16 protein-coding genes are annotated in these 20,109 nt (G+C 63.2%); 6 read left to right on the top strand and 10 right to left on the bottom strand.

Annotation, left to right across the window (positions count from 1 at the left end):
* Window positions 1–2: 2 nt before the first annotated feature.
* The 3 genes from H535_RS0102825 to H535_RS0102815 form a co-directional block, all read right to left on the bottom strand.
* Entirely contained in the window at window positions 3–2,519 is a 2,517-nt protein-coding gene (locus H535_RS0102825) for a GcvT family protein (RefSeq protein WP_026818338.1), read from the bottom strand.
* Window positions 2,520–2,669: 150 nt separating this feature from the next.
* Entirely contained in the window at window positions 2,670–6,182 is a 3,513-nt protein-coding gene (locus H535_RS23150) for a DNA polymerase III subunit alpha (protein ID WP_051298419.1), read from the bottom strand.
* 23 nt (window positions 6,183–6,205) lie between these two features.
* Complete coding sequence (locus H535_RS0102815) at window positions 6,206–6,529, bottom strand: DUF6504 family protein (RefSeq protein WP_342667709.1); 324 nt, start codon at window positions 6,527–6,529, stop codon at window positions 6,206–6,208.
* Between the two features lie 187 nt (window positions 6,530–6,716).
* Between H535_RS0102815 and H535_RS0102810 the strand changes: the two genes are divergently transcribed.
* From H535_RS0102810 to H535_RS0102800, 3 genes are all read left to right on the top strand, one after another.
* The gene (locus H535_RS0102810; RefSeq protein WP_026818336.1) at window positions 6,717–7,175 is read left to right on the top strand and encodes a VOC family protein; all 459 of its coding nucleotides are present in this window, start codon (window positions 6,717–6,719) and stop codon (window positions 7,173–7,175) included.
* Window positions 7,176–7,240: 65 nt separating this feature from the next.
* The gene (locus tag H535_RS0102805) at window positions 7,241–7,963 is read left to right on the top strand and encodes an SOS response-associated peptidase (protein WP_026818335.1); all 723 of its coding nucleotides are present in this window, start codon (window positions 7,241–7,243) and stop codon (window positions 7,961–7,963) included.
* 59 nt (window positions 7,964–8,022) lie between these two features.
* Window positions 8,023–8,280 carry a mycoredoxin gene (locus H535_RS0102800; protein WP_026818334.1) on the top strand — a complete coding sequence of 86 codons (258 nt, stop codon included), beginning with the start codon at window positions 8,023–8,025 and terminating at the stop codon, window positions 8,278–8,280.
* Here the strand turns inward: H535_RS0102800 and H535_RS0102795 are convergent.
* Window positions 8,277–9,104, bottom strand: coding sequence for a DUF1684 domain-containing protein (locus tag H535_RS0102795; RefSeq protein WP_211236511.1), 828 nt, complete (start codon window positions 9,102–9,104; stop codon window positions 8,277–8,279). The genes H535_RS0102800 and H535_RS0102795 overlap by 4 nt on opposite strands.
* 114 nt (window positions 9,105–9,218) lie before the next feature.
* Between H535_RS0102795 and H535_RS0102790 the strand changes: the two genes are divergently transcribed.
* Together H535_RS0102790 and H535_RS0102785 are read left to right on the top strand one after the other, a co-directional pair.
* Window positions 9,219–10,307, top strand: a complete 1,089-nt coding sequence (locus tag H535_RS0102790; RefSeq protein ID WP_026818332.1) for an S-(hydroxymethyl)mycothiol dehydrogenase — start codon at window positions 9,219–9,221, stop codon at window positions 10,305–10,307.
* Window positions 10,304–10,954 carry an MBL fold metallo-hydrolase gene (locus H535_RS0102785; RefSeq protein ID WP_026818331.1) on the top strand — a complete coding sequence of 217 codons (651 nt, stop codon included), beginning with the start codon at window positions 10,304–10,306 and terminating at the stop codon, window positions 10,952–10,954. Before H535_RS0102790 ends, H535_RS0102785 begins: the two co-directional genes overlap by 4 nt.
* A gap of 142 nt (window positions 10,955–11,096) precedes the next feature.
* Here H535_RS0102785 and H535_RS27555 read toward each other — a convergent pair whose 3' ends face one another.
* From H535_RS27555 to H535_RS0102770, 3 genes are all read right to left on the bottom strand, one after another.
* Window positions 11,097–12,881: an HNH endonuclease signature motif containing protein gene (locus tag H535_RS27555; RefSeq protein ID WP_051298418.1), complete on the bottom strand. Its 1,785-nt coding sequence runs from the start codon at window positions 12,879–12,881 to the stop codon at window positions 11,097–11,099.
* Window positions 12,882–13,414: 533 nt separating this feature from the next.
* Window positions 13,415–14,176 carry a lipoate--protein ligase family protein gene (locus tag H535_RS0102775; RefSeq protein ID WP_051298416.1) on the bottom strand — a complete coding sequence of 254 codons (762 nt, stop codon included), beginning with the start codon at window positions 14,174–14,176 and terminating at the stop codon, window positions 13,415–13,417.
* 17 nt (window positions 14,177–14,193) lie between these two features.
* Entirely contained in the window at window positions 14,194–14,979 is a 786-nt protein-coding gene (locus H535_RS0102770) for a thioesterase family protein (RefSeq protein WP_035768268.1), read from the bottom strand.
* A gap of 98 nt (window positions 14,980–15,077) precedes the next feature.
* On the opposite strand from H535_RS0102770, the gene H535_RS0102765 reads away from it, so the two are divergent.
* The gene (locus tag H535_RS0102765) at window positions 15,078–16,214 is read left to right on the top strand and encodes a CapA family protein (protein ID WP_211236510.1); all 1,137 of its coding nucleotides are present in this window, start codon (window positions 15,078–15,080) and stop codon (window positions 16,212–16,214) included.
* Window positions 16,215–16,336: 122 nt separating this feature from the next.
* Here H535_RS0102765 and nrdF read toward each other — a convergent pair whose 3' ends face one another.
* The 3 genes from nrdF to nrdI all read right to left on the bottom strand — a co-directional run bounded on the left by nrdF (window position 16,337) and on the right by nrdI (window position 20,100).
* Window positions 16,337–17,311 carry a class 1b ribonucleoside-diphosphate reductase subunit beta gene (nrdF, locus tag H535_RS0102760; protein WP_026818327.1) on the bottom strand — a complete coding sequence of 325 codons (975 nt, stop codon included), beginning with the start codon at window positions 17,309–17,311 and terminating at the stop codon, window positions 16,337–16,339.
* Between the two features lie 177 nt (window positions 17,312–17,488).
* A complete protein-coding gene (nrdE, locus tag H535_RS0102755; protein ID WP_026818326.1) occupies window positions 17,489–19,615 on the bottom strand; it encodes a class 1b ribonucleoside-diphosphate reductase subunit alpha in 2,127 nt (708 codons plus the stop codon).
* Between the two features lie 14 nt (window positions 19,616–19,629).
* Window positions 19,630–20,100 carry a class Ib ribonucleoside-diphosphate reductase assembly flavoprotein NrdI gene (gene nrdI, locus H535_RS0102750; RefSeq protein ID WP_051298414.1) on the bottom strand — a complete coding sequence of 157 codons (471 nt, stop codon included), beginning with the start codon at window positions 20,098–20,100 and terminating at the stop codon, window positions 19,630–19,632.
* Between the last annotated feature and the right edge of the window lie 9 nt (window positions 20,101–20,109).

Genomic DNA, 20,109 nt, shown 5'->3' with positions numbered 1-20,109 from the left:
TCTCAGCTCCGGATCCTCGTGTTTTCGGGGTCGAACAGCGGGGTCGAGTCGGTGGCCGCCACCGTGATGGGGAACAAGTCCCCCATGTAGTCAACGGCCAGCCTGGTACCGACCCGGGCCTGTTCGGGCGGGAGGTAGGCCATCAGCAGATGCACGCCGAGCGACGGTGCCGATCCGGCCGACGTGACGTAGGGATGTCGTCCGCGGCCATCGACAAGTGGTTCACCGTCCGGACCACAGATGTGTTCGCCGCCGAGCATGTACCGGTCGGTGCCGGTGCTGGACCGGTGGTCGTCGACCTGCAGTGAACAGAGGATTGTTTCAGGCGGCTCGGCACGTTGCCGCAGGTAGGCATCGCGTCCGATGAAATCTGCTGTCTTGACTCTCGGCCGCGTCATCGACGCCTCCACCACGGTCCTCTCGGCGTCCAGCTCCGCACCGAAGGAACGATAACCTTTCTCCATCCGCCCCGTGGTGCCGTATACCCCGTTGCCCACGGGGACCAGCCCGTCCGGCCGCCCGGCTTCGACCAACAGCGACCACAGTCGTGCACCTTGCTCCATCGGCACGTAGAGCTCCCAGCCCAGTTCGCCGACGTAGGATATCCGCGAGGCGAGTACGTTCAGCGGGCCGATTTCAATGCTCCGGCAGGTGGCGAACTTGAACCCATCCGGTCCGATATCCGCGTCGGTGACCCGGCCGAGGATATCGCGTGCCCGCGGTCCCCACAGACCGATGGTGGTCATTTCCGAGGTCCTGTCGATTATCTGCGTCGTCGCCGGGTCGACGCGCCGGTCGGAGAACCACTTGCGATCGATGTTCCCGCTGCCACCGCTGGTTACGACCCGGAATTGATCTTCGCCCAGGCGCATCACGGTCAGGTCCGAACGGAACCCGCCTACCGCGTCCAGGACGGGAGTGTAGACGACCTTGCCCTCGCCCACATCCATCTGGGCCACGGCCACCCGCTGGACGGTATCGAGCGCCCCCGGCCCGACCACGTCGAAGATCGCGAACGCGGACAGATCGACGATTCCGGCGCGTTCGCGCATGGCCAGGTGTTCGGCGTTGATGATCGGTGACCACCATCGTGAGTCCCATTCAGCGTCGCGCCTCATCACGGCGTCGCCGTACTCGGCCAGCAGGGGCGCATTCGACTCATACCATTGCGGGCGTTCCCAGCCCACCGCTTCGAAGAATTCCGCTTCGAGCTCTTCTTCGGCCCGGTGCATTGGGGACAACCGCACGTTCCTGTTGCTCAGCCACTGTTCACCGGGGTGCACGATGCCGTAGGTCTTGTTGAAGCCTTCGGCGGACCGGGCGTCCACGTTGGTCCTGGTGCGCTGGCACGGATAGAAACGGGCGATATTGGAGCCGTGGGTATCGTATTCGGGCGTTCCGGTCGTCATCCACTCGGCCATCATCCGCCCGACTCCCGGGCCTTCCTTGACCCAGACAGCCGCGGCGGACCAGAGGCCGTCGACCTGGGGGCTCTCGCCGAGGAGCGGGCTGCCGTCGGGGGTCATGGACAGCAGCCCGTTGATGGCGTAGCGGATTTCGACGTCCGTGTTGCCTAATACGTCAGGCATCAGCTCGAGCGCCTGCTCCAGCTGGGGATCGAAGTCCTCTTCGGTGAACGGCATTTCGGTGGGCGAGAGTTTCGCCTGCGCGATGGAGGGTATCTGCTCGGCATCGTGCAGGATGGGCCGGTGCGCATAGGAGCCGACTTCCATGTCGCCGCCGTGCTGGCGCTCGTAGCAGCCGGTGTCCATGTCCCGGACGATGGGGAAGGAAATCTCGCCGCTGGTATCGGCGAACTGCGGGACCGGGCCGACGCTGATCATCTGGTGCACGGTGGGGCTCAGCGGGATCGTCGCACCGGCCATGGCCGCCAGCTTCGGCGACCAGACCCCGCAGGCGACGACGACGGTGTCGGTCTCGATGTCCCCGGCGTCGGTGTGCACCCGGCGTATGTGGTCTGACTCGACATCCATGCCGGTGACTTCAACGGTTGGGAAGACCTGCAGCGCCCCAAGTTCGGCTGCTTTTTCGCGCATCAAGGTGCCCGCGCGCTGGGAATCGACGACGCCGGCTCCCGGAGTCCAAAACGCCCCGCGGATAATCTCCGGATCAAGGTACGGGACACGTTCGGCCACCGTCTCCGGGCTGACGAGTTCTGATTCGATCCCCCAGGCCCGGGCCGAAGACAGCCGTCGGGTAAGTTCCTGCATCCGTTCGTCGGTGCGGGCGACTTCGAAGCCGCCTGATTCGGTGAAGACACCCAATTCTTTGTACTGGCGGACGCTGTCCAGGGTCAGGTCTGTGATTTCCCGCGAATGGTCCACCGGGAAAATGAAGTTCGAGGCGTGCCCGGTGGAACCTCCGGGGTTCGGCAATGGCCCCTTGTCGATCTGCACAATGTCCCGCCAGCCCAGACGTGCCAAGTGATAAACGATGGAATTTCCGACGATTCCGGCGCCGATAACGACGACACGTGCATGTGCGGGAACTGTACTCATGGCGCCACCTCTGTTTGTCACGACTCATATTCCGCGGAGGAAAACGATATCTGTGGGGCAAGTCGTTCTACCTGAACTGTGGCGTGATTGCTGGACACTGTCAAGGGATTCCGTTTCACACCCAAACCGCGTCAGAGGCCCGTGGAAAGGCTATTTGAGCGGCCCGGCAGCGGTTTCCCGGCCGAGCCGGGAAGATCGCTCCGGCAGTGGCAACGTGTCGGCATCCGACAGGTCCCAGGCAGCGGTCGCCTGCAGGCCGATCCCCTTTGGCCCGGTGCGCCGGGTGATTCCTTTAACCAGCAGCAGCTCGGTGCCAAAAAGCAATGGCCCGGCTTGCTGCTGCGCCTCGTGGAAGAAGGTGCAGTCAACACACCCCGTACCGTCATCGACACTGATAAAGACCACTCTCCGTCCGCCGCGCATGGGCGGAGTTTGTGTGGCCACCCGGATTCCGGCGACCATCACTTCGGTGCCGTTACGCAGCTGCAGCAGTTCCTCCGCCTGCCTGACTCCCAGCTCCTCCAGCAGGGGGCGGTAACTGTCCATCAGGTGGGCACTGGCATCGACTGACAACAGATCCAGCTCCGTGCGGACCTTCTCGGTCATGCCCGGTTCCGGCAGTTGCGGCTTCAAGCCGCTGAGTTCAAGGTCGCCGAGCGGAAGGGTCAATTGGCCGGCAGCAGGCTGGTGTTTGCGCTGGGCGGGCCGGGACGGGGCACTGTTTAAATGGTGGATCAGGTCCGCCCGGCTGCCTTTACCCTGCATCGTGCGGTTCAGCGCATCGAAGGCTCCCAATTGAGCCAACCGCTTCAAATTGGCCCTGCTCACCCGTGCGCGGGTGCGCAGGTCAGCCAGCGAGTCATACGGTTGTCCGGCGACAATGCGCTTCAGTTCAGTCCGGGATAACCCATAAATCCCGGCCAGGCTCAACCGGATCCCGAGCCGGCCGCCGGAACCGGGCTCCCCGTTCCCGACCGGTGGTCCCCCGTTACTCTCCCCGGCCGCAGGTCCCCCGCACCCGTTCCCGACCGGTGGTCCCCCGCTCCCCTCCCCGGCCGGTGGTTCCGTATCCGGAATGCGTTCCACCCGGTACTGGCCTGTGCTGCGGTTGATGTCCAGGGGCAGGATTTCAATTCCCAGTCTCCGCGCTTCGGCCACCAGCAGGCGCCGTGGATACATCCCGGGGTCGTGTTCGAAAATGCCGGCCAGGAAGGCCTCCGGGTGGTGTGCCTTCAGCCAGGCCGACTGATAGGTGGGAACTGCGAAGGCCGCGCCGTGTGCCTTGCAAAAACCAAAGCTGGCGAACGATTTCAACGTGTGCCATACCTTGTCCACCACCTCAAGCGGGTAATTCCTGGCTATGGCCCGGGTCCGGAAGAACTCCTCGACCGCCGGTTCGGCGTCCTCGTCACCCAGTTGGCGTCGAAGCACATCTGCCTGGGCCATGCTGCACCCGGTAAAGACATGGAACGTGTGCAGTATCTGCTCGTGGAAGACGGTGACGCCGTGGGTTTCCGCCAGCGCCGGTTTCAGGTCCGGATGCGGATAATTCTCCGGTGCCCAGCCATGCCGGTGCTCCAGGAACGGTCGGACCATATCCGACTTCATCGGTCCGGGGCGGAACAGCGAGATGTCAATGATCAGGTCGTTAAACCCGGCGGGAGCGAGCTTGCCGATCAGTTCGCGTTGTCCCGGGGATTCGATCTGGAAGCATCCCAGGGTGTGGGTGCTGCGGATCAGTTCATAGGTGGGTTCGTCATCGAGCGGCACCGCGTCCAGGCTGATCTGTCCATCGCCGGAGATGAAGTCCGGGATGGAGCCGTCCGGTTTCCGGTGTCCGCCGGCGGAGGCCACCTCCGCGGCGGAGGGATGGATGCGGATGATTTCGTTTAAGGCGTAGGCCATCGAACTTTGCATCCGCACGCCGAGTACGTCCAGCTTCAACATCCCCATGGGATCCATGTCGTGCTTATCGAACTGCGACATCGGAAGTCCCAGCCCGCTGGGCTGGACCGGGCTGCGGTCCAACAGGTTCTTGTCTCCCAGGATCACCCCGCACGGGTGCATGGAAATATGCCTGGGCAACCGGTCCAGCCGCTCGGTCAGATCGACCAGCAGGTCCAGCTGCTGGTTCTGGTCCACTTGGGAGGAAAAGTCCCTCAGCTCCGGCTTTTCAGCCATGGCTTCACGGAATTTGCCGGCCGAAAACCGCCACAGCTGCTTGGCGATGGTGCCGACGTCGTCCTCATCCATCCCCAGGGCAAGCCCGGCATCACGGACGGCGCCACGGGCGCGGTACCCGTTCTGCATACTCATCAAGGTGACCCGTTCGGGTCCGAACCGCTCGAAGATCCGGTGGTACACGTTATGCCGTTCGGCGCTTTCGACGTCGATATCAATATCGGGCAGGGTGGAGCGGTCCTGGGAGAGGAAGCGCTCGAAGATCAGGCCATGCTCCAGCGGGTTCACATGGCTGATGTGCAGCAGGTAATTCACCAGCGATGAAGCGCCCGATCCCCTGGCAGCCGCCCGGACTCCCATGCCGGTAATCATTTTTGATACCTCCGCCACGGTGAGGAAGTAGGAGGAAAACCCGAGCCGGCCGATGATCCGCATTTCATGGTCCAGCCGACTTTGCACCCGCTCTTCCTGCTGATGCGACATCCCGGCGAACCTGCGGCCGATACCGGCCTCGCAACGGTTCCACAGCTCGGTCAGCGGCTCGGATTCAACACCGATGACCGACACTTCAGGGACCACCGGCTGTTTCCACCCCATGTCGGAGACCGGATCCATCCGGCAGCGGTCAGCTAATTCTTCTGTCGCCGCCAACAGCCGGGTGGCACCGGCACGGCCCAGATCGGCTGCCTTGGAAATTTCGGCAGCCAGCGCCTTCATTTGCCGGGCCGGTTTCAGCCATCCCTGGCCATTGGGCTGCAGGTCAGAGAGCTTCTCCAAAGCGGTCAGGGCGCGGGCCGAATCCAGCACATCGGCCGTGGCCGCGCCGTCGATATCGCAATACCGCACTGCATTGGTTAACACCGCCGGAAGATTGCGTTCGGCTGCCAGTTTGTACAGCTTCACCGCATGCCCGGTGCTCAACGACTGTCCCGGCGGGCTCAAATGCGTCACCACTTCAGCAGCCAGACTGCCGTCCGGCATCAGCTGCTGCCACCGGGAGATCAGCGAACGCGCCATGGAATACCGATGGGCGCGCAACGCCTGGCCGACGTCGGAATACGGGCCCAGCAACACGGTCAATACCGGGGTGAGGGTGGCAGGATCCAGGCAGCGGGAGGCTAGTTCTTCCATGGTGATGCCGACCGGTTGGTGCGACTGCGCTCCCGTCCCGGCATGCGCATCCGAGATCAGCCGGCATAGCGCCCGGTATCCCGCCCCCTGGATGTGTCCATGTGCCAGGATGACCACCCGGCCGATAGCCTGGCCATGATCCAGTACGGCCAGATCCACCCCTGCGATCGGGTCGATCCCCGCGCTGGCGCATGCCTTGAGGTGTTTCACCGTCCCGTAGAGCCCGTCGCGGTCGGTGCATGCCAAGGCACTGGCACCGTCAGCGGCAGCCGCGGCGGCCAGTTCATCGGGCCACGACACACCATAGTGGGCGCTGAAAGCGGTCGATACATGTAGATGGGTAAAACTCATCGCGGTTTCTGTCCGTCCAACCCTTACGCGCTCAGCTCCCGCACGGCATCATGGATCTTCACAATCCGCCACCGCCCGGTGTCCGCCTGATACGCGATGTCGAAGGTCCGCAGCTCCGACTGCTCATTCGCCCTGGCCTGGACCCGCCAGATTTCATGGTCCACCAGTCCTGCCCCGCGGCCCCGTTCGGCCCGCAGCTCCTCCTCCCACCACTTGCGCCGCTCATACCAGCGCAATGGATCCGCCGCGATTTTGTAGCTCCGGTTCCCCCATTGGAGCCGCAGCGGCTGCCCGGAAGGTGAACACACCACCTCTACCGATTCGCTGAAGAGTCCCACTTCAGCCACCTCCCAACCGTGTCTCTTACCTGTCTCATACTGCTTCATCGAATATGTGTTCGAGTATGGTTTTAAGCGTACGCCCGGCCGGTGACAAAATACAGATCAGTCGTTCAGCCCATCACGGACACCCCGCAACAGACCCGTACGTTGGGCCTTCAGCCCACGTTTATGAATCGTGTGAGAATATCGACACATGCAACCTAACGTCGATGTGCTGACCCTGGCCGTGGGCGATCTCGATGCATCGCGCAGGTTTTACATCGACGGGCTGAAGTGGGTGCCGACCCTGGACGTTCCCGGCGAAGTGATTTTTATCCAGATCGGCCATGGCCTGCTGTTGTCCCTGTACGACGCCGAAAAGTTCGCAGTCGAGGCGGACCTCGAGCCGTCAGCTGTCGCGCCTGTATCCCTGGGCCACAATGTGGACAGCATCGAGGAAGTCGAAGCCGTCATGGAACAAGCCGAAGCCGCAGGTGCAACGATTATTGCGCCCGCCCGCCGGATGAGCTGGGGCGGTTGTTCCGGCTACTTCGCCGACCCGGACGGTTTCCGGTGGGAAATCGTCTTCAATCCGGGACTGTCTGTTGACCAGGACGGAACAGTGCGCATCGAAGTCATCGACCAGGCAGACACCGCAGACCCGGCAGAGTAAACCGGCCGGCACCCGTAACCGCGGCTTCCGCAGCGGAATCGCCGCACCTGAACCATAATGGAGGCATGTGCGGCAGATATGTGATGGCTCGAAGCACCGGCGACCTCGTTGCCTCCTTCGATATCGATGAACCTTACGAGCAGCAGATCCCTCCCTCCTACAATGTGGCCCCGACCGACGAGGTGCCCATCGTCGTCGAACGCCAATCCCGGAACGGCGCGGAGCATTCCCGGCAGCTGGCCGGCGCACGGTGGGGGCTGGTTCCCTCGTGGTCAAAGGACCGCAAGGCCGCGGCACGGTTGATCAATGCCCGGGCCGAAACGGTGACGCAGAAACCATCCTTCCGGAAGGCCGCGGCGAAAAGACGCGCGCTGGTGGCCGCCGATGGCTACTTTGAATGGCAGAAAACAGACACCGGAAAAATACCGATGTACCTGCACGGGCCCGATGAGCAGATCCTGGCCTTCGCCGGATTATACGAGTACTGGCCGGACCCCGCACTGCCGGAGGACCACCCCGAGAAGTGGCTGCGCACCTGCACCGTGATCACCACCGCGGCCACTGATTCCCTCGGGCACATCCACGACAGGACCCCGCTGATTGTCCCGCCTGACTTCTATGACGACTGGCTGGACCCGGACACCACCAGCACGGCCGACGTCGCCCAACTGCTCGATGCCATGCCCGAACCCAGGCTGGTGCCCCGGACGGTCAGCAACCAGGTCAACAGCGTCCGCAACAACGGACCCGAGCTGATCGAGCCGGTCAGCGGACTGCTGTGGGAATGAGCTCGACGACGACGGCGTTGACCCAGTTGACAGCGACAACGCCACTACAAGGAGCAACCGTGGACTACACCCCCGACGCCGGCAGCATTACGATGTTTTCGACCACCTGGTGCGGCTATTGCCGCCGCCTGAAGTCGCAGCTGGACGCCAAGGGCATCGGTTACACCGAGATCAATATCGAAGAGGTCGAAGGAACCGCCGAGCTGGTCGAAACGCTCAACGGCGGCAACCAGACAGTTCCCACAGTGCTGTTCAATGATGGCTCCAGCGCCACCAATCCGTCACTGGCAGAGGTCCAGAACCGGGTCGCAGCCTAGCCGGCCGCACCGGGGACGTACTCCTTCTCCCCCGCCTCGACGGCGAACGGCAGCCTGTTCTGAGGCGGGGGCAGCGGGCAGGTGGCATGGCGCGTAAACGAGCACGGCATATTCACCGCCCGGTTGAAATCCAGCAGCACCGAACCGTCCGACGCCGGAGGCGCGACAAACATCGTCCGGCACAGTGCCGACGTGGCCGAGCCGGTGGTCTTATCGGTAAACAGCACCTGGAAAGAATTCGGTTCCTTGCCCGGGAACGCTGTGAGCCGGTGGGTCCGGCCGGCCAGGTCGAACTCCAGGGATCCGGGCGAATCATAGGTGTGCTGCACCCGTTCCAGCACCGATGCCACGGTGACCGGACGCCTGTTCGGGATGAACATGCCGGCCAGCTGCCAGCGGGGATCGGGCTCGAAGGTCGGCACGCCGGAAAAAGCCTTCAACGCGGGGGCATCGGGGCGCCGGGAACGAATCAGGTCTCCGCCACCGCGGCGGGCGATTTCGACGGCGAAATCCGCCGTCCGAACGGTAATTGACTGGCGCTCACGGAGCGCACCGAAGTTGTGGAACCCGGTGACCTGTCCGCCGTCGACAAACAGCTCCTCGGTCTCGGGCAGCTGCACCCATACGCCTGTTTCCGTGCTGGCCCATTGGCCGGGAATATCGGCAAAGCGGCGAGCCGTCGTGTCCAGCCAGTGCATGTCCGTCACGGACAACCATCCGAATGGATCAGATAAGGTGGCCTCACGGGTCAAGTGCCATGCCTTCCAATCCTGGATAAACGCACGCCGGTCGGCGGCGGGCATGGGAACTACGGATTCGCTCATGAGGCCATCATAGGAACCGGCGGTGCCTGTTACCTACGATGACCGAAACGCCCGTTACCGGAAGAGACGCGGTTGCCCCATCACAATGGTGCCCGGCGGAGAGGACAGGACTACATGGTTCATACAGTGCGTGGAGTGATCGCGCGCCACAAGGATGCGGACGTGACAGTGGAGAATATCCTGGTGCCGGATCCCGGCCCGGGCGAAGCCTTGGTGGACATCCTCACCTGCGGTGTCTGCCACACGGATCTGCAGTACAAGCAGGGCGGCATTAACGACGACTTCCCCTTCCTGCTCGGACACGAAGCGACAGGCGTGGTCAACGCCGTCGGCGACGACGTCACCGACATCGCCCCCGGTGACAAAGTCATCCTCAACTGGCGGGCGGTGTGCGGCCAATGCCGCGCCTGCAAGCGTGGTGAGCCGCAGTATTGCTTCGATACACATAACGCGACTCAGAAGATGACGCTCGAGGATGGTACGGAATTGTCCCCGGCGCTGGGCATTGGCGCTTTTGCCGAGAAGACCCTGGTCGCGGCCGGGCAGTGCACCAAGGTCGATCCTGACGCGGATGCGGCGGCCGTCGGGCTGCTCGGGTGCGGTGTGATGGCCGGCATCGGCTCCGCGATGAACACCGGCAATGTCAGCCGCGGCGACTCGGTGGCAGTGATCGGCTGCGGCGGCGTCGGAACGGCTGCCATCGCCGGCTCCCGGCTGGCGGGCGCGACGACGATCATCGCCGTCGACATTGACGCCGGCAAGCTGGAGACCGCCACGTCGATGGGGGCGACGCACACGGTCAACTCCCGCGAATCCGACCCGGTGGAGGCCATCCAGGAACTCACGGGAGGCAACGGCGCCGACGTCGTGATCGAAGCGGTGGGCCGCCCCGAGACGTACAAGCAGGCCTTCTACGCCCGGGACCTGGCCGGCACGGTGGTCCTGGTGGGCGTGCCGACCCCCGACATGAAGATCGAACTGCCGCTGCTCGACGTGTTTGGTCGAGGCGGCGCACTCAAGTCGTCCTGGTATGGTGACTGCCTGCCGTCGCGGGACTTCCCGATGCTGGTCGACCAGTACCGGCTGGGGCGGCTGGACCTCGACGCCTTCGTCTCCGAGCGGATCAAGCTCGATGAGATCGAAGAGTCGTTTAGCAAAATGGAACAAGGCAAGGTACTGCGATCGGTGGTGGAACTGGGATGACAGAGACAACAAGCGGATCCGCATTGCGGATTGAACATTTGGAAACTGCCGGGACATTTTCGCTCGACGGCGGTACCTGGGATGTGCAGAACAACGTCTGGATCGTCGGCAACGATGACGAGTGCATCGTCATCGACGCTCCGCACGACGCGGGCGCCATCGTCGAAGCCATCAACGGACGAAATGTAGTTGCCATCCTGCTGACCCACGCTCACGATGACCACATCAGGGTGGTCCAGGAGCTGAGTGACGCCGTCCGGGCTCCCACCCACCTGCACTCGTCGGATTTGATGCTGTGGGAACGGGTCTTCCCGTCGATCGACCCGAACCACGAAATCCAGGACAGGGACATCTTCGAGGTGGCCGGGCAGCGGATCAAGGCCCTCCACACCCCTGGTCACTCCCCCGGGTCCACGTGCTTTTACCTGCCCAGCGAAGGCGTCGTCTTCACCGGCGACACGCTGTTCAATGGCGGCCCGGGCGCGACCGGTCGTTCCTTCAGCGACTTCGAGGTCATCATTGAGTCGATCCGGGATCGGCTGTTCGAGTTGCCGCCCGAGACAGTTGTGCACCCGGGACACGGGGGATCAACTACGATCGGCGATGAGTCCCCGCACTTGGACGAGTGGTTGGCCCGCGGCGAGTAACCGCCGATGGTCGACGCAGGAGCGCGGAAGCCAGGGAAGCTAGTGCAAGCATGACACGGTTACCTGCCCAAAGCCGCTTGACGAGGCACTAGCACCATACGACCGTAGTCTGGCCGAAGTGGTCCTTGCGCGGCCTCGGGATTTAGAAGGGTGCTGGGTCGGTGGGGTCGTTTACCGGTTTGCCGTGAGTGGCGTCGCCGGCGATGCCATCCTTTTTGGTCTTGGGCACTTGCCAGGGGTCCTTCCGGGCCGGCTTCTTGCCCGGCCCCTGTGCTGGTTTGGCGTGGTGTTTGGCTGTCTCGAGTAGGGCGGCGATGTCGGGGGCCGGTCGCATGTCGGGCAGCGGGCCCTCGGGGGTGGTGGTGTATTCCCTGCCTGCCGGTGAGGTCCAATCCACCCTCCCGTTGCGGTGTTGGATATCGGACCAGAGTTTCGCGGTCTTGAGCGCATGGCTCGGCTTGCACTGCGCCTTGAGGTTGCCTAACTCGGTCTCACCGCCGGGGTACGGGATCGTGTGGTCGATTTCGCAGTGGCGTGCGGCCTTGTTGCACCCGTATCCGCGACAGGTCCGGTCCCGCAGCCGGACCATTTTTTGCAGGTCCTTGGGCACCGCGTAGCTGTCCCGCCCATACGATAACGGCGCGCCGGTCTCCGGGTGAGTCAGTAACCGCTTGAACGAGGGAGCATTCGCGGCCAATTGTCGGGCGGTGTCCTCATCGACGGGACCGTACCCTTCAAGATCGGCGGGCTCATCGGATAATCCCATCAGGGTCAACACCGGCACCACCACCGTCACTTCGGCCTTGATCCCGGCATAATTGGGGATCCGACCCGAACCAGGCGGAGCACCACCGCCGGCGCATCCGGTGGTTCCTGCGGTGCCGGGGGCGGCGGTCCCGTCCGGGGTCCCCGGTGGCGGCCGGCTGCCGTAGAAGACATCATTGACACTGCCCGACAGTGCCGCCGGGGGTAGTCCGGTGCCGGTGCCGGTATGGAGCAGGTCCGCGGCCACATCGGCCCGCAACTGCGACAAGTCCCGGGGTTCGTCGGGGCCCTGCAAGGTGCGGGCCAGGGACGTCAGCCGATTGAACGCGGCGGTGGCGGCCTCGGCCGGCAAATACATGCTCAGCCAGCACATGCCGTCTTCGACCGGCTCGAGGACCACCGTCCGATCGGCGGCTGCTTTTTCCTTGCGGTGTGTGATGGTCTCGGGGTGTGAGCGTTCCCGCACCCGGCGTGCCTTGGCCGCGACCAGGTGCTTGGCCCGGCCCGGGGCGAAGGCCACCATCTCGGCCTCAAACCCCGCATACGCCTCCGGTGGCAGCGACCCGCATTGATCGGCGATCACCTCCGCCTGGTCCGGATTCAACTCCCCGTTCTCCAGGGCCTCCAACGTGGCCGGCAGGCCGCCGGTGAGCAGGTTACTGTGCCCGATGAGCTTCTCCGTCGCCCGCTTCGACACATCCAACACCGCCCCGATCTCCGACTCGGCCACCATCGACGCCAACCGGTCGGCATCGGGGCCGGCCGGCGGCAACACATCTTCCTCATCGACCCGGTCGCCGGCCGTGGCACACACCCGCGCCACCGCCTTGACCTTCAACGCCTCCGCCGCGGAGGCAAGCCGGGCGGCCTCGTCCAGCAGATTCACCGCCTGCCGATAATCCAACGTTTCGGGATCGACATGGGCCAGCCCGTTCACGATTCCCCTCGCCAGCACCGGCTCATCCCGGAACCCGGCGGCCCGAAACAGCGCCACGGTCAAATCCAGCTCAGCCTCCACGCTCGGCCGCCCCTCCTCACCGGCAGCCGCACCAGCGCCACCAGGGTCAGAGCCGAAGGCACCGGAGGCACCGGTCCCGGCAGCGCCGGTACCGGCACCCGGCAGTCCGCCGCCGTCGTCGTCAACATTCCTTTGAACTCCCATACCCATAGCCAACCACCCGGGTACGACAAAATAGGCACACAGAAGCCACCGCATATAACGGTAAGATAACGAAAAGCCGCGCCCACTTGAGCCATAGTGGCCGGGCGACGTGGGGACGTTCCCCGGGGTTCTATAAGCGGTCCCGCAGTTCGCTCGCACCGGCGGCCAAAGTGCAGCTTCACAGTCCACCGCGTTCGGGCTGGTTTTTCAGGTGCTTCGCCCCGCCGTGGGGTTGGATAATTTCCACCTCAGTGGAAGTGCAAGCCAGCGCGTCGTCGGGCGGCTTTGGGCAGGTAACCGTGTCATGCTTGCGATCGACCTCTCCGGCCTTAAGGCTGGAGGTGAGTTTGATGGCGAGGAAACCGGAAGTGTTCGTGCGGGAATTGACCGCAGCAGCGGGTCAGCGGTTGCGGCGGCTGACCGACGGGCGAAGGATCCGCCCCGGCTGCAGGCGACGATTGTGACGGCCTCAGCGCCGGGTGTCCGGGGATATGTTTGTTCCGTCAGGCGCTGCGCCGTCAGCAGCGCCGCCGTCAGCCGCCTGTTGGAACTCTCCCGGCCTGCAGTCCGGCGTAGGCCGCGTATGCGCTCAATATCGCGGTCTTCACCGCATCGAGGCCCAGGCCGGGAACCAGATCCTCGGCGGCTCCGGCGGTGGCCGGATTCCATTCCAGGTCCAGCGCCGCATAGACGTCCGCGAGCACGGCGCGAAGCGGGGCGGAATCCGCAACGACGATGGAAGACGAGAACAGCCACGCCCCGGATACCACCCGCTGGGCTGTACCAACGAGTTTCAGCGCCGTATCGAGCCGGTCCGGACTTCGCAGGCCGTGCACGGTGTATTCGCCCGGGCAATATTCGCCCGGGATCTCGCCGACGCCGGCATCCACCCCGGCGGAGCCCAGCGCGGTGGCAAGCAGCCGGGCGAAGAAGGCAAAACGCTTCTTGGAGCCGGCGATGGCATCGGAATGCGGTTCGATGTGGTCGAGCACCAGGCAACCCTGGTGGTAGGCCGCAGCCCGTCCTCCCGCCCGGCGCACCATTGGGGTGAAACCGTGGTCCAGGCACGCCTGCCGTGCCGCTTCGAAGCCTGGCAGCCGGGTGTCGCGTTGGCCGAACGCCACGGTCGGTTGCGGAATGTAGAAGCGAAGCGAGGGCCCCAATTGTCCGGCACGGGCCTCATGGAGCATGGTGATGGCATGCTCCAGGTCCGCGACAGCTCCCAGCGAGGTCTGCTGGTTGATCACGGACAGGGATTCAGACAGCCCGGGCGGCCGCGGCGCATCGATATTCATAGACCTGCCAACGGCTCTCAGGAGCCGGGAAGCTGGCGGACGGTCAGGATCTGCTCGGCACGGCCGAACGGGCCATCGACGTCGTTGAGCACTGTCGAGGTGAGCCCGACGCCGTCGGCCGCGAAAGTGACCTTGGTATCCAGCCCCAGCCACTCTCCTGTTGGCTTGCGGTACAGATGCATTTGCAGATCGAGGTTCGGGAACATGTAGTTGCCCGGTCCCGGCGGAACCCTGGATGAAACCCCATTGGCTGTATCGACCAGGCCCAGCAGGTGGACGAAATCGGTGGTTTCCAGGCCCTCGATCATGGCGTAGGGCGAATTGATCCATGCCTGTCCCCTGCCCCTGCGGTGCCCTGGGATCACCCGGATATCCAGCGAGGCGATGTAGCCGCCCGGCCACTCGTCCATGCCGTCCCAGTGGACAGCCTCTTCGACGCCGGGCATGGCCTCATCTTCAAGCGCCGCCACCTCGGCGGTGTCGCTGGTGATCATCCGCCATGCATTGGCCCGTACGGCTGTGCGGCCACCGGCGGACATCTCCGCCTGGATGAGCTGGATCGTCCGGCCCGGCCGGATGGTCGTCGTCGTAATATCGAATTCGCCGCCGGGGATCATGCCGAGGATCTCGTAGCTGATCCGGGCCATCCGCATGTCCGGCCTCGGCTCGTGCTGCTCCAGGCAATGGGCGATCAACCCCGACACGGGAGCCATATGCTGTTCTTCTGGATTCCAGGCACCCTGTGCCAGAATCGTCGATTCAAATCGGCCATCGCCGAGCTGTCGGTAATACGAGTCAGTCATGGTGCCTTTGATGTGGTCGGGGCAGGTCCGCGCCTTATTATTCCCCACTTCGATGGACTTCTGCACTTCGTGGTTCGCCAGTGTACGACGATTAGTCCGTGAAGCGCCGTCGTAAACTGCGCAATGTGGGTATTACCTCCGGCACGATGACGGTGTTCCTGGCCGGAGACGTCATGACGGGCCGGGGACTGGACCAGATTCTGCCCAGCCCCAGCGGACCGCAATTGCATGAGCACTACATGCGGGACGCCCGCGGCTACGTAACGCTGGCAGAGAAGACCAATGGGCCGATACCGAAACCAGTCGAGGTGGATTGGCCGTGGGGTGACGCGCTGTCGATACTCGACGAGGCCGACCCGGACGCGCGATTGATCAATGTGGAAACCAGCGTGACCCGCAGCGACGATTACGCTCCCGCTAAAGGCATCCACTACCGCATGCATCCCGGCAATGCCGGGGTCCTGGCCGCTGCCCGCATCGATGTCTGCGCCATGGCAAACAACCACGTGCTGGACTTCGGAGTCCGCGGCCTTGAGGAAACGCTCGACACACTGGCCGGCGCCGGACTGAGCGCTGCCGGCGCTGGCAGGAACACGGAACAAGCGTGGCGACCCGCCGTCGTCGATGCCGGTGCAGGCCGGATCTTGATGTTGTCGGTGGCGCTGACTTCCAGCGGGGTGTCTGCTGCCGATGCCGCCGGCCCCAGCCGGCCCGGCCTGGCATTGCTGCCCGACCTGTCCGATGCCAGCGCCGCCATGGTCATTGAGGCAGTGCAGCGGCGCCGGCGCGCCGGTGACCTCGCGGTGTTGTCCGTACACTGGGGTTCGAACTGGGGGTACGACATCCCGGATGAACAGGTGCGCTTCGCCCACCGCCTCGTCGACGCCGGGATCGACATCGTCCACGGACATTCGTCGCACCACCCGCGCCCGATCGAGATCTATCGGGGCAAACCGATTCTGTACGGTTGCGTTGACCTGATCAACGACTACGAAGGAATCGGCGGCAACGAGCAGTTCCGTGACGACCTGCGGCTTTTGTACCTGGTCGCAGTCGACGCCGGGACCCGGGAGCTTCGTGAACTACGCATGGTTCCGGTACAGGTACGCCAGATGCGGCTGCATCGAGCGGCCGCATCTGACGTTGAGTGGTTGCGCGAAAGGCTCAACGGCATCAGCGCGCCCTTCGGCAGTCACTTCGCTGCCAACGACGACGGCGAGCTGGTCGCTGGATGACACCACCTCGGCCTGCTTTTAGAGCTTTTTACCCGCCAACTCCTTGACCCATCCAGGCGTGGCCTTATTCAGCTTTCCGTCGGTGGTGATACGGAGCCGGGCGCCGCTGCTGTGGTCCAGTCCTAGAAGTCCCAGTCCTCGTCTTCGGTGTTCACGGCCTTGCCGATCACGTAGGAGGATCCGGATCCGGAGAAGAAGTCGTGATTCTCATCCGCGTTCGGTGAGAGCGAGGCCAGGATGGCCGGGTTTACGTCCGTGACGCTGGAGGGGAACATCGCTTCGTAGCCGAGGTTCATCAGCGCCTTGTTGGCGTTGTAGTGCAGGAACTTCTTGACGTCCTCGCTCAGGCCAACGCCGTCGTAGAGATCGTGGGTGTACTGCACCTCGTTCTCGTACAGCTCGTAGAGCAGCTCGTAGGTGTAGTCCTTGATCTCCTGGCGGCGTTCTTCGGTTTCCTTCTCCAGCCCGCGCTGGAACTTGTAGCCGATGTAGTAACCGTGGACGGCCTCATCGCGGATGATCAACCGGATCAGGTCAGCGGTGTTGGTCAGCTTGGCCCGGGACGACCAATACATCGGCAGGTAAAAGCCGGAGTAGAACAGGAACGACTCCAGCAGCGTGGACGCCACCTTGCGCTTCAGCGGATCATCGCCCTGGTAATAGTCCAGGATGATCTGCGCCTTGCGCTGCAGGTTCTCGTTCTCCTGCGACCAGCGGAAGGCATCGTCGATTTCCTTCGTGGAACACAGCGTGGAGAAGATCGACGAGTAACTCTTCGCGTGCACCGACTCCATGAAGGCGATGTTGGTGTACACCGCTTCCTCATGCGGGGTGACCGCGTCCGGAATCAGGCTGACGGCGCCAACGGTGCCCTGGATGGTATCCAGCAGGGTGAGGCCAGTGAAGACGCGCATGGTCAGCTCCTGCTCCTCCGGCGTGAGCTGGTTCCAGGACTGGACGTCGTTGGAGAGCGGAATCTTCTCCGGCAGCCAGAAGTTATTGACCAGCCGGTTCCAGACCTCGTTGTCCTTCTCGTCCGGGATCCGGTTCCAGTTAATCGCCTCAACGTGGCTGAGCAGCGCCACTTTCTCTGTCATTTTGAATTCCTCTCGGTGGTCGAGCTTGTCGAGACCCGGTGGTCGAGCTTGGGCCCACACCCGCGGGGTTCCCTGGCCGAGCCTGCGAGGTTAGGGGGCGGGTGGGGAGCGAGACCCGGTGCTTGGTTGTGTGGCGAGGTGACGACGGCGGCGAGCCCCGCCGCCGTCGTCAATCCGTCAAAGTGCGCAGCTGACGCAACCCTCCACCTCGGTGCCTTCCAGGGCGAGTTGCCGCAGGCGGATGTAGTAGAGCGTCTTGATGCCCTTGCGCCATGCGTAGATCTGCGCCTTGTTGATCTCACGGGTGGTGGCGGTGTCCTTGAAGAACAGCGTCAGCGACAGCCCCTGGTCCACGTGCTTGGTGGCCTCGGCGTAGGTGTCGATGATCTTCTCGTAGCCGATCTCGTAGGCATCCTGGTAGTAGTCCAGGTTGTCGTTGGTCAGGTACGGGGCCGGGTAGTAGACGCGCCCGAGCTTGCCTTCCTTGCGGATCTCGATCTTGGAAGCCACCGGGTGGATGGACGACGTCGAGTTGTTGATGTAAGAGATGGAACCGGTGGGCGGAACCGCTTGCAGGTTCTGGTTGTAGATCCCGTGCTCCATCACCGAGGCTTTCAACTCCAGCCAGTCCTGCTGGGTGGGGATGGCGACGCCGGCGTCAGCGAAGAGTTCACGCACCCGCTCGGTTTTCGGCTCCCACACCTGCTCAGTGTACTTCTCGAAGTACACGCCGCTGGCATAATCCGACTTCTCGAAGCCGCCGAAGACTTCCCCCCGCTCCTTGGCGATCTCATTCGACGCGCGCAGTGCGTGGTAGACCACCGAGTAGAAGTACATGTTGGTGAAATCCAGGCCCTCTTCGGAGCCGTAGTGGACCCGTTCCCTGGCGAGGTAACCGTGCAGGTTCATCTGTCCCAGCCCAATGGCGTGCGACTGGTCGTTGCCATTCTCGATCGAGCGCACCGAGGAGATGTGGCTCATGTTCGAAACGGCGGTCAGGCCCCGGATCGCGGTCTCAATGGTGGCGCCGAAGTTCGATGAATCCATCGTCTTGGCGATGTTCAGGGAGCCCAGGTTGCAGGAGATGTCCTTGCCGACTTCCTGGTAGGACAAGTCGTCGTTATAGACCGTTGGCTCGGAGACTTGCAGGATCTCCGAGCAGAGGTTGGACATGATGATCTTGCCATCAATGGGGTTCGCCCGGTTCACCGTGTCTTCGAACATCACGTAGGGGTAGCCGGACTCGAACTGGATCTCGGCCAGGGTCTGGAAGAAGTCCCGTGCCTTGATCTTCGACTTCTTGATCCGGGAATCATCGACCATTTCGTAGTACTTCTCGGTGACCGAAATGTCGGAGAACGGCACCCCGTAGACGCGCTCGACGTCGTAGGGAGAGAACAAGTACATGTCCTCATCCTTCTTGGCCAGCTCGAAGGTGATGTCGGGGATCACCACACCCAGGGACAGGGTCTTGATGCGGATCTTCTCGTCCGCGTTCTCCCGCTTGGTGTCCAGGAACCGGTGGATGTCCGGATGGTGGGCATGCAGGTACACCGCGCCGGCACCCTGCCTGGCCCCCAGCTGGTTCGCGTAGGAGAAGGAATCCTCCAGCAGCTTCATCACCGGAATGACGCCCGAGGACTGGTCCTGGATCTGCTTGATCGGTGCCCCGACCTCACGGATGTTGGTCAGCGCGAAGGCGACGCCGCCGCCGCGCTTGGACAGCTGCAGGGCGGAGTTGATCGAGCGTCCGATCGACTCCATGTTGTCTTCGATGCGCAGCAGGAAGCAGGAAACCAGTTCGCCGCGCTGTTTCTTGCCGGTGTTCAGGAACGTTGGCGTGGCGGGCTGGAAGCGGCCGCTAATAATCTCGTCGACGAGCTGCCGGGCCAGTTCCTGATCGCCGCGGGCGAGGCCAAGGGCGACCATGCACACGCGGTCCTCGTAGCGTTCGAGGTACCGCTTTCCGTCGAATGTGCGCAGCGTGTAGGAGGTGTAGTACTTGAAAGCGCCAAGGAAGGTCTGGAAACGGAATTTGTGGCCGTAGGCCTGCTTGAACAAGGACTTGATGAAGTCGAAGCCGTACTGATCCAGCACCTCGGCCTCGTAATAGTCGTGCTCGATGAGGTAGTTGAGCTTTTCGCGCAGGCTGTGGAAGAACACGGTGTTCTGATTAACGTGCTGCAGGAAGTACTGATGCGCAGCCTCCCGGTCAGCGTCGAACTGGATCAGTCCGTCCGCCCCGTAGAGGTTAAGCATCGCATTGAGCTCGTGATATCCGAGTCCTTCGAAAGCCGCCGGCATCGGCTTCTCTGTTGCTACTTCCGGCTCTGCAACTGTCGTGTCCAAAACTCTTCCAATCCTTCATAAACCCTGGAAACGTCATCTGGCGTTCCCATCAGCTCAAATCGATACAAGTGGGGCACCTGGCACTTGGTGGCGATCACATCGCCTGCCAGGCAGTAGGTTTCCCCGAAATTCGTATTTCCGGCCCCGATCACACCACGGATCAGGTTCCGGTTCTCCTCACGATTGAGGAACTTAATCACCTGCTTTGGCACTGCGCCCTTGCCCGACACTCCCCCATAGGTGGGGACAATCAGCACGTACGGCCGCTGTGCCTGCAGCGTTTCTTCCTTGGTCCGCAGCGGAATCCGCCCCGCCTCTATCCCGAGCTTCTCGATGAACCGGTGCGTATTTCCGGACACCGAGGAGAAATAGATCAACGACGCGCAGGTGCTGTCCGGCTGCGCCGCTACTCCGGTGGAGGTCGAATCCCCTTCCATCATGACCGGTAT

It is taken from the genome of Arthrobacter castelli DSM 16402 (genome assembly GCF_000430705.1).
Lineage (GTDB): Bacteria > Actinomycetota > Actinomycetes > Actinomycetales > Micrococcaceae > Arthrobacter_C > Arthrobacter_C castelli.
The sequence above is the reverse complement of the archived record's forward strand: the minus strand, read 5'-3'. Positions and strand labels throughout refer to the sequence as shown.

Bases quoted from the DNA above. Each gene is read 5' to 3' on its own strand.
- H535_RS0102825 (WP_026818338.1), bottom strand. From the start codon at position 2,519: ATGAGTACAGTTCCCGCACATGCACGTGTCGTCGTTATCGGCGCCGGA.
- H535_RS23150 (WP_051298419.1), bottom strand. From the start codon at position 6,182: ATGAGTTTTACCCATCTACATGTATCGACCGCTTTCAGCGCCCACTAT.
- H535_RS0102810 (WP_026818336.1), top strand. From the start codon at position 6,717: ATGCAACCTAACGTCGATGTGCTGACCCTGGCCGTGGGCGATCTCGAT.
- H535_RS0102805 (WP_026818335.1), top strand. From the start codon at position 7,241: ATGTGCGGCAGATATGTGATGGCTCGAAGCACCGGCGACCTCGTTGCC.
- H535_RS0102795 (WP_211236511.1), bottom strand. From the start codon at position 9,104: ATGAGCGAATCCGTAGTTCCCATGCCCGCCGCCGACCGGCGTGCGTTT.
- H535_RS0102790 (WP_026818332.1), top strand. From the start codon at position 9,219: ATGGTTCATACAGTGCGTGGAGTGATCGCGCGCCACAAGGATGCGGAC.
- H535_RS0102785 (WP_026818331.1), top strand. From the start codon at position 10,304: ATGACAGAGACAACAAGCGGATCCGCATTGCGGATTGAACATTTGGAA.
- H535_RS27555 (WP_051298418.1), bottom strand. From the start codon at position 12,881: ATGGGAGTTCAAAGGAATGTTGACGACGACGGCGGCGGACTGCCGGGT.
- H535_RS0102775 (WP_051298416.1), bottom strand. From the start codon at position 14,176: ATGAATATCGATGCGCCGCGGCCGCCCGGGCTGTCTGAATCCCTGTCC.
- H535_RS0102770 (WP_035768268.1), bottom strand. From the start codon at position 14,979: ATGACTGACTCGTATTACCGACAGCTCGGCGATGGCCGATTTGAATCG.
- nrdF (WP_026818327.1), bottom strand. From the start codon at position 17,311: ATGACAGAGAAAGTGGCGCTGCTCAGCCACGTTGAGGCGATTAACTGG.
- nrdE (WP_026818326.1), bottom strand. From the start codon at position 19,615: ATGCCGGCGGCTTTCGAAGGACTCGGATATCACGAGCTCAATGCGATG.
- nrdI (WP_051298414.1), bottom strand. From the start codon at position 20,100: ATGATGGAAGGGGATTCGACCTCCACCGGAGTAGCGGCGCAGCCGGAC.